14 protein-coding genes are annotated in these 12623 nt (G+C 65.1%); 4 read left to right on the plus strand and 10 right to left on the minus strand.

Translation table 11 applies throughout. From position 1 onward, the window contains the following. Positions 1-4: 4 nt before the first annotated feature. Entirely contained in the window at positions 5-2497 is a 2493-nt protein-coding gene (gene plsB / locus C41B8_RS13190) for a glycerol-3-phosphate 1-O-acyltransferase PlsB (protein ID WP_037339039.1), read from the plus strand. Between the two features lie 80 nt (positions 2498-2577). Beyond that, positions 2578-2850, plus strand: coding sequence for a hypothetical protein (locus tag C41B8_RS13195; protein ID WP_037339042.1), 273 nt, complete (start codon positions 2578-2580; stop codon positions 2848-2850). A 74-nt stretch (positions 2851-2924) separates the two neighbouring features. On the opposite strand, the gene sppA is transcribed toward C41B8_RS13195, so the two are convergent. The 7 genes from sppA to C41B8_RS19680 all read right to left on the minus strand — a co-directional run bounded on the left by sppA (position 2925) and on the right by C41B8_RS19680 (position 8096). Next, complete coding sequence (sppA, locus tag C41B8_RS13200) at positions 2925-3917, minus strand: signal peptide peptidase SppA (RefSeq protein ID WP_051883500.1); 993 nt, start codon at positions 3915-3917, stop codon at positions 2925-2927. Continuing rightward, entirely contained in the window at positions 3917-4432 is a 516-nt protein-coding gene (locus C41B8_RS13205) for a hypothetical protein (protein ID WP_037339046.1), read from the minus strand. The genes sppA and C41B8_RS13205 overlap by 1 nt, the downstream gene beginning before the upstream one ends. Before the next feature lie 55 nt (positions 4433-4487). Further along, positions 4488-5834 carry an ATP-binding protein gene (locus C41B8_RS13210; RefSeq protein ID WP_037339049.1) on the minus strand — a complete coding sequence of 449 codons (1347 nt, stop codon included), beginning with the start codon at positions 5832-5834 and terminating at the stop codon, positions 4488-4490. Next, positions 5834-6541, minus strand: coding sequence for a response regulator transcription factor (locus tag C41B8_RS13215; RefSeq protein ID WP_037339052.1), 708 nt, complete (start codon positions 6539-6541; stop codon positions 5834-5836). Before C41B8_RS13215 ends, C41B8_RS13210 begins: the two co-directional genes overlap by 1 nt. A 25-nt stretch (positions 6542-6566) precedes the next feature. Continuing rightward, the gene (locus C41B8_RS13220) at positions 6567-6998 is read right to left on the minus strand and encodes a PepSY domain-containing protein (RefSeq protein WP_037339055.1); all 432 of its coding nucleotides are present in this window, start codon (positions 6996-6998) and stop codon (positions 6567-6569) included. Beyond that, positions 6998-7372 carry a glycine zipper 2TM domain-containing protein gene (locus tag C41B8_RS13225; RefSeq protein WP_037339057.1) on the minus strand — a complete coding sequence of 125 codons (375 nt, stop codon included), beginning with the start codon at positions 7370-7372 and terminating at the stop codon, positions 6998-7000. Before C41B8_RS13225 ends, C41B8_RS13220 begins: the two co-directional genes overlap by 1 nt. 157 nt (positions 7373-7529) lie before the next feature. Further along, complete coding sequence (locus tag C41B8_RS19680; RefSeq protein WP_051883501.1) at positions 7530-8096, minus strand: BON domain-containing protein; 567 nt, start codon at positions 8094-8096, stop codon at positions 7530-7532. Positions 8097-8232: 136 nt separating this feature from the next. Here C41B8_RS19680 and dusB point away from each other — a divergent pair, with 136 nt between their 5' ends. Then, positions 8233-9207, plus strand: coding sequence for a tRNA dihydrouridine synthase DusB (gene dusB, locus C41B8_RS13235; RefSeq protein ID WP_037339059.1), 975 nt, complete (start codon positions 8233-8235; stop codon positions 9205-9207). 108 nt (positions 9208-9315) lie between these two features. Next, positions 9316-10128: a universal stress protein gene (locus C41B8_RS13240; protein ID WP_037339061.1), complete on the plus strand. Its 813-nt coding sequence runs from the start codon at positions 9316-9318 to the stop codon at positions 10126-10128. Between the two features lie 67 nt (positions 10129-10195). On the opposite strand, the gene C41B8_RS13245 is transcribed toward C41B8_RS13240, so the two are convergent. The 3 genes from C41B8_RS13245 to C41B8_RS19685 all read right to left on the minus strand — a co-directional run bounded on the left by C41B8_RS13245 (position 10196) and on the right by C41B8_RS19685 (position 12453). Then, the gene (locus C41B8_RS13245; RefSeq protein WP_037339063.1) at positions 10196-10522 is read right to left on the minus strand and encodes a chaperone modulator CbpM; all 327 of its coding nucleotides are present in this window, start codon (positions 10520-10522) and stop codon (positions 10196-10198) included. Position 10523: 1 nt separating this feature from the next. Then, positions 10524-11495: a DnaJ C-terminal domain-containing protein gene (locus C41B8_RS13250; RefSeq protein WP_037339065.1), complete on the minus strand. Its 972-nt coding sequence runs from the start codon at positions 11493-11495 to the stop codon at positions 10524-10526. 88 nt (positions 11496-11583) lie between these two features. After that, the gene (locus C41B8_RS19685; RefSeq protein WP_051883502.1) at positions 11584-12453 is read right to left on the minus strand and encodes a universal stress protein; all 870 of its coding nucleotides are present in this window, start codon (positions 12451-12453) and stop codon (positions 11584-11586) included. Positions 12454-12623 lie beyond the last annotated feature (170 nt).

The raw sequence follows: 12623 nt of genomic DNA on the forward strand, positions 1-12623 counted from the left end.
CGCCATGCTTCGATTCGTTCTGCGTGTCCTGCTGATCTTCATGCCGCTCGTGCGCTGGCCGTTGCGGGCGTGGATCCGGACGCATGTCTCGCCGTCGGATCTCAACGAGCTGGCGATCGATTTCGACAAGCCGGTCTGCTACGTGCTGCCGGTTGCCAGCCTGCTCGACTGGCTCGCCCTGGAAGCGGTCTGCGATGCCCATGGCATGCCGCGGCCCTATCTGGCAGGCAATCGACCGCCCACCGTCAAACGGGCCGTGGTACTGGCGCTACCGGTGGGGCGCTCGCGCCAACGCTCGGAACTACAACGCATCGTCACCCGCGGACTGCACGACCATAGCTTCGATGTACAACTGGTGCCGGTGTCGGTGTTCTGGGGGCGTAATCCGGTTCAGGAAACCTCGATCTTTCGGATCCTGTTCGCCGATTCCGAGCGATCGAGTCGGCTGCGCAAGATCCTGATCGTGGCCGCCAACGGGCGCAATACGCTGGTGCATTTCGGCCAGCCGATCGATTATCGCAACGTGGTCGACGCGTCGGCCACGCCGGGCGCGCTGGTACGCAAGCTGGTGCGCGTACTGCGCGTGCACTTCCGACGCCAGCGCGCGGCCACGCTGGGCCCGGGCGTGTCGCGGCGCGCTCAGCTCATCGATACGCTGATGGCGGATCCCAAGGTCGTTACCGAGATCACCGAGACCGCCCGGCGCGAGCGCAAGAATGTGGCCGCGATCCGGGTCCGAGCCCGCGAATACGCCGACGAGATCGCCGCCGATTACTCGAACATCGCGATCGGCTTCATGCTGCGCGTGCTGACCTGGCTGTGGCACCGGATCTACGACGGTATCGACGTCAAGCATCTGCCGCGCCTGCGCGAGGCGGCGCACGGCAACCGCGAGGTGATCTATCTGCCGAGCCATCGCTCGCATATGGATTATCTGCTGCTGTCGTACATCCTGTATCAGGAAGGCTTGGCTCTGCCGCAGATCGCGGCCGGTGTGAATCTCAACTTCTGGCCGGTGGGTGGGCTGTTGCGGCGCTGCGGCGCGTTCTACTTGCGGCGCAGCTTCAAGGGTGACCGGCTCTATGCCGCTGTATTCCGGACCTATGTCGAGACCCTGGTCGCGCGCGGCCAGCCCATGAAGTTCTATCCCGAGGGCGGGCGTAGCCGCACCGGGCGGCTGCTCGCGCCCAAGACCGGCATGTTGCAGATGACCGTGGCCAGCGCCCTGGCCTCCAGCGGCAACGCGCCGGTGGCCGTGGTGCCGGTCTATATCGGCTACGACCGGGTGATGGAGGTCAAGGGCTATTTCGATGAGCTGCGCGGTACCCGCGTCAAGAAAGGCGAGACCATGGGCGATCTCGTGCGTGGCTCCACACGGGTGCTCAAACGCAAATATGGCCGTGTGTTCGTGTCCTTCGGCGAGCCGATCGAGCTACAGCGCTTTGCCGACGACCATTTGCCGGACTGGCGCGATCGCATGACCGATCTCGCCGTGGATTCGCGGCCGAAATGGCTGCAGCAGTTCACCGATGCGCTGGCCGACGACGTTATGCGCGGCATCAATGCCACGGCGACACTCAACGCGACCGGACTGGCCTGTTTGATTCTGCTCGGCGCGCCGCAGAAGTCGGTGGCCGAGGACGAAATGGTGCATAGCCTCGAACTGCTGGCCCGGCTCGCGCATGCCTGCCCGTATTCGAACGACGCCAGCGCGCCGGAGCCGGATGGCGCCGCCTTGCTGGCCGAGGCCGAGCCGCTCATGCGACTGATCCGGGCGCCGCATGCCTGGGGCGATATTCTGACCGTCGACTCGCGCCAAGCGGTGCTCCTGACCTATACGCGCAACAACGTGATGCACTTGTTTGCGCTGCCCTCGCTGATCGCCAATTTCTTTGCGCATTTCGAGCAGCGCAACGAAAAAGCATTGCTCGACGACGCCGCCGAGCTTTATCCGTTGCTGGCCTCCGAGTTGTTCCTGCGCTGGCCGGTCGATGCCTGCCGCGATGCGCTCGTCGACGCGATCGAGGGCATGATCGAATGCGACCTGTTGTCGCGGACCGAGAAGGGCGCCTTGCGGCGTCCCGTGGCCGGCACCCAGACCTTTGCCGCGCTGATGAGCCTGGCGCGGATCATGCGCGAGGCGCTGGAGCGCTACGCCATGACGGCGATGCTGCTCAGCCACAACCTCGAAGTCGGCGTGGTCGAGCGCGGTCGCTTCGAGCGCCAATGTCAGCTCATGGCCGAGCGCATGGCGCTGCTCACTGGCCGCAACAGCCCCGAGTTCTTCGATGCGCGTCTGTTCCGCAACCACCTGCAGACCCTGGTCAAGGCCGGACTGCTGCGGCCCGAGGGCAACAAGTTGTACATCGACGAATCACTGCGGCATCTGGCCGAGCATGCGCTGCGGCTGTTGGGTTCCGATATCCGCCAGACCATTGCGCATCTCACGTCCATGCCGCAGCTTGAGGACGCCACGCCGGGACAGACGCTGGGCTGAGATGCGATATACGACGCGTTGGCCGGTCACATTGGCGGCCGGCACCGCTCGCCGATCGATGGTTCAGGGCGGCGGCGCCCATGGTTAATGGGCTGATCGCGCTCATGGCCGCAGTCGCGGCGCTCGTCAATATCGCCACGGCCCTGATACTCCGACGGCGCGATCGTCGTTGGTATGTCTTTCCGTGGCTGATGGCGATCGGTTTGGTCGTGATGGCGGCCGGGCTATTCGTGCACTCGAGCACAATGTTGGCGCTCGTGTGTGCAGGCAGCGTTTGCCTGATCGCGGGCGCCGCGTTGCTCCTGCGGTTTTCGATGCGCGGATTGTCTACGACGCGCGGGTCGCCCGATTGAGTGCCAGGGCGGTATAGAGGCTGTACGCGCCCGCTCCAGGCGCTGCGAGTAGCGCCTGGAGCGGGCAAGCCGCTCTATTGGGCGCTGCCCCGCCAGAGATAGAGCGGTTCCGGTCCGTCGAAGCGGCCGCTCGCGCCGAGCGCGCTCAGCCAGCCGGCGGCGGCATTCGCCGATCCGACGTCGGTGTTGGCCGCCGCGCTCAGGGTGTCCGGTGCCCGCTTGCCTTGGTAGTAACGGATTACACGGGCTTGGCTGACGCCGGCTGCCCGGCGCGCGGCGGCAATGACGTCGTCCCGATGCCCGATGGCATCGACCAGGCCCAGCTGTTTTGCTTCGGGCGCGGCGAAGATACGGCCATCGGTGATCATGTCGATCTTGGAACGATCGACATGCGGTCGATTCTGTTCGACTACCGAGACGAAACGGTGGTACAGGCTATCGACGACGCGCTGCACGATGGCGTGCTCGTCCGGCTTCGGGGCGCGCAGCGGCGACATGATGTCTTTATGCGGTCCGGACGTGACGCTGGTGTCGGCGAGCCCGATCTTGTGCATCAGGCCAGCCGCGTTGACGTCGACGATGATCACGCCGATCGAGCCGGTAATGGTGGTCGGCTCGGCGATGACGCGGTCGGCGCTCATCGCGATGTAATAGCCGCCCGAGGCCGCGACGCCGCCCAGGCTGGCGATCACCGGCACGCCGGTCTGTGCTTCGTAGCGCTTGATGCGATGGTAGATCTCATCACTGGCGGCGACCGTGCCGCCCGGGCTGTCGATACGCAGCACCACGGCTTTGATCCGGTCGTCTTTCTGCGCCTTGTCGAGCGCTCGGCTGATATCGGTCAGCGTGGAGGGGCTGCGGGCCAGACCGAAGGCATGGCTGGACGGATGGGCGGAAATGAAACCGTCCACGTCGAGCCAGAGAATCTTGGCCTGGCCGTGGCCGCTGATGCGCGTCTCGTGCAGCGCGTTGCTTTGTCCGCCGCCGAACGGTCCGTTGATGGTGATGCACCCGGCCAGGGCCAGACAGGCCAGGGCCGGCACGACGAGGCGGATCAGCCGGCGCATCAGTGGACTTCGCTCTGCCAGGTCTCGATCGCAGCGATCATGTGCTCGGCGGCCTGGGTCAGGCAATGGTGAGCGTCCTCGCGTTCGTCGTCGTCCAGATGCGACCAGGCCATGGCGATATAACGCACGCCGGGGTCGAGCACCGATTGCTCATGCACCTGTTGATAAGCGGTTTCGAGTGCCGCCAGGCACTGGCCAATGGCATCCGCGGGCAGCTCGGCTTCCTGAAAGACCATGACACACGCGGCGGTCGCGGCCTTGTCGATCCAGTCGTTCTGGTCAGTGGCAACGTCCGGATAGTGTTCACGATACAAATCGGCCAGCCGGGTGACCATGTCAACCAGGGCCAGCATGGCCGGCATGTCGTCGAACAGATATTTATGCCCGCGCTTAGCAGCGGTTTCGGCCGCGGCCCGTAGCGCCGGCCCCACCACGCGGTGATAGGTTGTGTGATCCAGTGCTTCCGGGTTGGCCGACTCGGGGTTCAGCGGGGTCTGATTGTGATTACTGTTCATCGCGTCACTCTACCGTGCCGTTAAAGATAAAAAGAAAACCGGGCGGTATCGCCGATCAGCTTTCCGGGATGCGTACCAGCACCCGGCCGCCGCCCATGTCACTGCCGGTCAGCTCGATTTCGCCGTTGTAGGAATGCACGATCTCGGCGGCTACCGCCAGGCCGAGACCCTGGCCTTCTCGGGTGCTGTCGGCTCGAACGCCGCGCTCGAGCAATCGTTGGGGCTGGGCCTCGCCGAAGCCGGATCCGTTGTCGTCGACCCAGAGCGACAGCACGCCTTTGTTGCTGCGCCGAGCCCCCACGATCACGCGATCCTTGCCGTACTTGGCCGCGTTGTCCATGAGCGTGCCCAGCAGCTCGGTGATATCGCCTTCGTCGACCGGCACCTGCAGCGTCTGTGGGATACGGATTTCGAAGCGGGTGCCGTACTCGGCATAGACTTTGGTCAGCGCCCGGCCCAGGCGTTCGGCGATCGGTGCGATCGCCAACCGGCGTGTCAGGCTGCGCTTGCCCGCCGCCGCGGCCTTCTGCAGTTGGTAGTCGAGAATATCGTTCATGCGTGCGAGTTGCGAGCGCAGGGCGCTGCGTTGATCGTCCGGCAGCGTCTTGTCCTCGGCGATGCCGCGCAGAATGGCCATCGGTGTCTTCAGGCTGTGGGCCAGATCGCCCAGCGCGTTGCGGTAACGGGTCAGGCGGGCCTGGTCGTTGACCAGCATGGTGTTGAGGTTGTTGACCAGCGGCTGGATCTCGTCCGGATAGTCGCCTTGCAGCCGGCGATCGTCGTCTGACTCCAGATTGGCCAGGTTTCGCGCCAGTCGGCGCAGCGGCGCCAAGCCCCAGCGCAGGATCAGCAGTTCGACGATCAAAAGAATCAGCGCGGAGACCGAGAGCAGTGTCCAGAGCACGCCCTGGAAGCGTTGCATTTGCTTGACGAAGGTCGACGTGTTCTCGGCCACGACCAACGTATAGCGATAATCCTTGCCGCCCTCGGTGACCCAGCGAAAACCGAACGACAGGGTGAGCAGTTGATTACCGTTGCCGCGCGTGATGCGCATTTCCTGCCACTGGCCGACCGCTGGCAGATTCGGCATGTCGATACTGCCCAGCAGTGACGGCGAATGCCAGATCATCTGCTTCTTCTCGTTGAGCACCATGGCATACAGCCCGGAATCGGGCCGCGACAGATCGGACTCGGGCAATACGCGCGGCGCCAGATTGAACTGGCCGTCATCGGTGATATCCGCACTGCCGAGCAGCGCGTACGACAACCCCTGCAGGCGATCGTGCTCGGCCTGCTCGGCTCGTTCCCGCACCGCGGTCTGAAGGGCGACACCGGTCAGCCCGATAAAGGCGACCAGCAGAACCGCGGTCGCGGCCAGAAGCCGCGCCCGCAGCGAATTCATCACGGTGCAGCGCTATCGGCGGTCGGCCGCGGGCGGTCATCGCGGGCCAGGCGGTAGCCCCGGCCGCGCAGGGTTTCGATGGGTTTGCGCGTGCCGTCGGGGTCGAGCTTGGCGCGCAGACGGCGCACGAACACCTCGATGACGTTGGAGTCGCGTTCGGCGTTTTCTTCGTAGATGTGCTCGGTCAGCGCCGTCTTCGAGATCACTTCACCGGCGTGCAGCATCAGGTATTCGAGTACGCGATATTCATAAGCCGTGAGATCGATCGATTCCTCGCCGACAAAAACTTCCTGGCGCGAGGTGTCGAGCACGATATCGCCGGACTCCAGCCGTGGCTGCGCCCAGCCGCGCGAGCGGCGTACGAGCGCCTGAATGCGAGCCGAGAGCTCTTCCGGCTGGAACGGTTTGACCACGTAGTCGTCGGCGCCGGCTTCCAGGCCTTCGACCTTGTCCTGCCAACGGCTGCGCGCGGTCAGTATGAGAATGGGATAGTCCAGCCCGGCTTCGCGGACTTCGGCGATGATATCGAGGCCGGTCGGGCCGGGCAGGCCGAGGTCGATGATCGCGATGTCGATCGGATATTCCTTGGCATAGAACAGGCCTTCCTCGCCTTCGCCCGTTTCGTCGACCGCAAAGCCTTCCGAGCGCAGCCGCTCGCAGACCTGGGTACGCAGTTCGACATCATCTTCGATCACCAGAGCTCGCATGGGCGACTGTCCTTGCCTTGACCGCTTAGCGGCGTGCGTCGATGTCCACGACGCGAACGCGGCCGCGTTCCAGAAGTTTCACCCGATAGTAAGGCCCGCCCGGTCCTTGTTCCAGTATCACGTTGAGCACACGGCCGCCGAAGCGCTTGCGCGCGCGCTGCGCGGCTTGCTCTGGAGAGATCGCCGGTCGTTGCGACGACGACGGCTTCCGGTGGTCGGATTGCGAGTCATCGTGCCCGTCGGCGTTCCGGCGGTGCCCGGCCGCGACGCCCGCGTGGCTGTGTTGTAGCGCATGGGCGCCGATGTGCGGCGGGATCGAGTGCCCCTCGGTGTGGGCGAACGCACCGTTCGACATCAGGAGCATCAGCAACGCGGCCGCGAGAATGAAGGCGCAGCGGTCCGAGGCGAGGGCTGGTATCGAGGACCCGGGGTAAATGTCGCTAGGCAACGAGCGCATCAGTACCCCGATTGCTGGTTTTGCAGGCAGCGCTGATAGCGATTTTCAGCCATCCGGTTGGCATTCCAGGCGCCGGCGGCCACACCCGCGGCGGCGCCCGCTCCGGTGGCGATATCCTTGCCGGTGTGGCTGCCGAACTGATTACCGACCAGGCCGCCCAAGGCACCGCCCACGATGGCTTGACCCACCGGGCTGGTCAGGCTGCCCACGAGCGGATTGCGCTCATCGGTGGCGTTGGCACAGGCGTATCGGCCGCCGGGTACGGCGTTGAAGATCGGATCAACCTGCGGGCCGTTACGGCTCGCGCAGGCGGAGACCGAGAGCACAGCGGCGATCGCGCCGGAGAATGCAAGGAGACGAATCGAATTGCGCATGGTCGAGCCTCGTAGAGCCTCGAAAATAGACAAAAAGCGCTGAATCCATGCTTAAGCGCCGGTCGTGCCGCTCGTACAATCGATTCAGCGCCCGTCTGCCGCCGGCGGCGTCCGCCTGGGCGTTGACGCCAATCGGTTTCAGCCGTCTCCCGAGCGATCAGCTGTTACCGGCTCCGCTCTGGCCGGTGTTGTCGTGTTGACCGGTATCGCCGCCGCCGGACTGCGAGGCGTCGTTCTTGCCGTTGGACACCTGTAGCTGATCGTTGACGCTCTCAACGCCCGGTTGGCTACGCACGGCCTGAACCGCCTTCTTGCGCGTGTCCTGGTCGGGCACGGTACCGGTGAGCGTCACCACGCGCTGGTTCACGCCGACCGAGATCGCGGACTTGGAGAATTCGTCGTTGTCCAGCAGCTTCTTCTGCAGGGTACGAAACAGGACTTCGTCGCTGACGGTCTGGTTGACCGCCTGGGTGGCTGATATCACCTTCTGTCGCGCTTGCTGAAGTTTATTCTGCGCCTGCTTGAGGTTTTTCTGCGCGTCCTGAACCTTCTCGCGTGCGTCCGCCACTTTCTCCTGCGCCTGTTTACGCGCTTTCTTCGCGTCGTTGAGGTTGCTGGTGGCGTCGTTGTACTTCTCCTGCGGCGATTCGGAGCAGCCCGCAGCGATCAGCGTGGCGAGCATGAGACAAGCGATGACGATGAAACGCGATGGCCGTAGAGTCATGGTCGGTACTGGCGTCGGAACGATCCGCCAAACATAACAGCTCGCAGATGAACGGGGCCCGCCCGGTATCTCCGATCATGTCGGTCTGCGCCGCAGTGCTCGAACCAAACGGCAACAGGCCCTAAACTGCGCGCCCATGGAGATCGCCGGCTATCGTTTTCCCAATGCATTGGCGCTGGCGCCCATGGCCGGTGTGACCGATCGCGTGTTTAGACGGGTATGCCGCGGGTTCGGGGCGTCGGTGACGGTCGGCGAGATGGTCTCGGCACGAAGCGAGCTGCGCGATACGCGCAAGTCCCGATTGCGGCTCGATTTCTCCGGCGAGCCGGCGCCGCGCATCATTCAGATCGCCGGCGGTGACGCCGCGGATCTTGCGGCTGCGGCTCGCGTCAACGCCGACGCGGGGGCCGATATCATCGATATCAATATGGGCTGTCCGGCCAAGAAGGTTTGTCGCAAGGCGGCCGGCTCGGCGCTGATGGCCGATATCGATCATGTCGGCCGGATTCTCGATGCCGTGGTGGCGGCTTCGCCGGTTCCGGTCACGCTCAAGATGCGCACCGGTGTCTCGGCCGACCGGATCAACGCGGTCGCGATCGCCAAGATGGCCGAGCGCGCCGGCATCGCGGCGTTGGCGGTGCACGGCCGCACGCGCGACCAGCATTATCGCGGTGTGGCCGAATACGACACGATCGCCGCAGTGGTCGCGGCCGTGTCGATTCCGGTCTGGGCCAACGGCGATGTCGATTCGGTCGCGCGGGCACGAGAAGTGCGGGCCGCCACCGGTGCCGCCGGCCTCATGATCGGCCGGGCGGCCTGTCGGCGTCCCTGGCTGTTTCGTCAGATTGCGGCGGCGGCCGAAGGCCGGCCGCCTGTGGCCGAGCCGGGGCTGGCAGACGAGGCCGAGATCGTCCTGGGGTTGGTCGAGCAGGTGCACGATTTCTACGGCGAGGAACAGGGCGTACGGGTGGCCCGCAAGCACATCGGTTGGTTGTGCGAGCGCAGGGCCCCGCATCCCGCGTTGTACATGGACCTGATGACCGCCGCGACCGCAGCGCGTCAGATCCGGCTGCTCGATCGGTATTTCGACGCCGTGAACTTGGCAGCCTGACGCCGGCAACTTGATCCAGATCAGATTATCGACGGCCCCGAGGGGTAGTCTGATGACATGCCTGGCGTTTAAGCCGGGTCGATACCGGATCACTCGGGGAAAACGGACATGAGCTACAAGAGTCTGATCATCGCCATTACGGAAGTCTCGTTGGATCGCGCCGCGATCAATCAGGCTGCCGCGCTGGCCGCGCGTTTCGATGCCCATCTGACCGGACTGTACGTCTACGAGCCCCCCTACTATCGCTATCCGCTGGCCTATCCGAATATCGCCGATATCGACCCCGAGGCGGCCAGTGGCAAGGACGAGGCCACGCTCGCCGCGCGCGAGGCGTTCGATGCGGCCTGTCGCGCCGAAGGGGTGGAAACCAACGAATGGCGTTTCGTGCGCGGGGAAACCCTGAACACGCTGGCGCTACACGCGCGTTATGCCGATGCACTCGTGATGAGCGGCGGCGATCTGGCCGCGCGTCTGGCGATCGTGTCTTCACGGCCGGTCATCGCGGTGCCGGAGGCCGACCGGGATCGCACGCTGGGCCAGCGTATCCTGCTGGCCTGGAATGCCAGCCGCGAGGCCACCCGGGCCGCGACGGCCGCGCTGCCGTTGATGATCGGGGCCGAGCAAGTCAGCGTATTGACGATCGATGCCGAAGGCTCCGCCCACCGCGACCTGGGTGACAACCCGGGGGCCGATATCGCGCTCTATCTGGCGCGCCATGGCATCGAGGCCGAGGTGCGCCGGGCCGACAGCGACAGTGTCGGGGTCGCCGAAACCCTGCTCACCGAAGCGGTCGAGATGAACGCCGATCTGATCTGCATGGGCGCCTACGGTCATTCGCGGCTACGCGAGCTGGTGCTTGGCGGTGTGACGCGCGATGTGATTGACGCGCCGCCGCCGGTGCCGTTGTTGCTGGCGCATTGAGATGGAGTACGGGGTCGGCGCGGCGCTCTGCCGACCCCTTCGCGGCTCGAATAGCGGCCTCGGTCGTCTAGCGCTGCTCGTCGCGGGCCTCTTGCGCAGCGAGCCGGCCGCGTAGCGTGCGAATTTCGTCCATCAGTTCCAGTGCCAGAGCAATGCCTGACGCATTGAGCTCCAGGTCCTGAGCCAGACGTCGTGCGGTATGTACCCGTGGCAGGTGCGCCGCCGCGAATCGCCACTGACGCTCGTTAGGGGAGACCGGTTCGAGCACGCCGTGCTCGACCAGCAGGGTAATCCACTCGGCGTGCACGCCGCAGGAGCGACAGAGCTGGGCAAGTGTCAGGGTTTCGCCGTGCTCGACGATCTCGCAGGTCAGCGTGTAGCGCGTGTCTTGCATGTCAGACCCCCAGTTTCTTGCGCGGGTTGAAATCGCTCTCGCGCGCCAGGCGTTCGTAGAGCGCGCGGGTCTCGTCGTCGAGGTGCTCGGGCAACACAATTTTCAGGGTTGCGATCAGATCGCCCGGCGTCTTGCCCGGCATGCCGCGCCCCTTCAGGCGTAACCGCCGGCCCGAATTGGACCGCGCCGGGATCTTGAGATCGACCGGCCCGGCGGGCGTTGGCGTCTTGACCGTGGCGCCGAGCGCGGCCTCCCAAGGCGCCACCGGTAGTTCGAGCATCAGATTGCGGTCGTCCAGACGAAACAGCGGATGGGGGCGAAATTCGATTTCCAGGTATAGATCGCCGGCTTCGCCGCCGCCCAGGCCGGGCATGCCCTGGCCGGTGAGGCGCAACTGCTGACCCGCGCGCACGCCCTTGGGAATGTTCACCCGCACGGTGCGCTCGCGATTGACCACACGACCGTGCTCGTCCGTTTCCGGGACGCGCAGGGAAATCATCTTCTGACCGCCCTGAAAAGCGTCCTCGAGATCGAGCGCGATGCGGGCGGTTTGATCCTGGCCGCGCATTGAACCGCCCGCCGACGCACCGGGGCCTCGGCCGCCGGCGGCGCGGAATCCGCCCCGTCCAAACAGGGATTCGAAGAAATCGCTGAAGTCGCCGGCATCGGCGCCGGTATAACCGCCACCGCGGAATTCGAAGTTCGAATCCCAGCCCGGCGGCGGCTGGAACCCGCCCGCGCTGTCTTGACGCGCGCTGCCGCCACGGCCGAGCTGGTCGTAGGCCGCGCGTTTTTCCGGGTCCTTGAGGACCTCGTAGGCTTCGTTGGCCTCGCGGAATTTCTCGGCCGCGTCGTCTTCGTTGCTGACATCGGGATGGTACTTGCGTGCCAGTTTGCGATAGGCGCGCTTGATGGTGGCGTCGTCGGCGTCGCGATCGACGCCGAGAATCTTGTAATAGTCCTTGTATTCCATGAGCGCTGGGATGCGACGGTCGGCGTGGACGTGTGGGTCGAGTATAGGACTGGTGCGCGCAGCTGTGGAGCCCGCGTGCGGCCCTGCTCTAAGCGCCGACCAGCGTTGGGACCGGTAGCCGTCGCAGCATTTCGTAGGTGGTTCCGCCCAGGATGAATTCACGCAGTCGCGAATGGCCGTAAGCGCCCATGCATAACGTATCGGCGCCGGTTTCGGTGATATGCGAACACAGTAAGTCGGCGACCGAGCGACCGCCGGATTCGAGGCGTGAGACCTCGACATGCACCCCGTGTCGGGCCAGATAGAGGGCGATATCGGCGCCGGGTTCCTCGCCATGCGGCGAAACGAGCGCGTGGCTGTCGTCGATCACGACCAGGTTCACTGATTCGGCGTCCTGCAGCAGCGGCAGCGCCCCGCTGATGGCGCGCTGGGCTTCGCGCGATGCGTTCCAGCCGAGCACGATATGGCGTCCGAGTTCGGTGAACGGTGTGTCGTGGGCCGGCAGTACCAGCACCGGCCGCGACGAGGCCTGGGCGACGATGGCCGGCGTGTCCGCGCTGGTGTGATCGTGTGTCGTGGGCGCCGGGCGACCGATGACGACCAGGTCGTGCGCGCGCGCCTCATTGGCGATCAGCTCGGCGGTTTGCAGGCCGGCCAGGTCGGCGCTGCGATAGCACCAGTCGTGCTCGGCCACGTGTCGTGCCTCGACACGCTTGGCGAATGTCCGAGCCATCTCGGCATCGCGATCGCGCGCGGCGGTCTCGTCTTCCGCGATCATGGTCGGCGAGGGCGCGACCGGGTAATCGCCGGTCGCAATATAGCTGTTGTAGGTCGGCACATGCGTGTGCAACCCGGTGACGCGGGCCATCCAGCGCGCGGCCAGCGCGGCCGCGGTATCGGTAAACACCGGCTGGCTCGGCGTGTCCTGAACATGGACGAGAAGACTGGCGTAGCTCATGGCGAGGGATTCGGCTGTCGATCGAACACCCCATCGTGCCACGCCGAACAGCGTTCGGCTTGATCCAGATCAAGCACTTGCGCCGGCTCGAGCCGCCCGCTCGGCGCGTTGATCTGTGTCAATTCGCGGTCGTCGCCACCGGCCTAGATTCACTTCCGAATTCATTCATA

The organism is Salinisphaera hydrothermalis C41B8 (genome assembly GCF_000732535.1).
Classification (GTDB): domain Bacteria; phylum Pseudomonadota; class Gammaproteobacteria; order Nevskiales; family Salinisphaeraceae; genus Salinisphaera; species Salinisphaera hydrothermalis.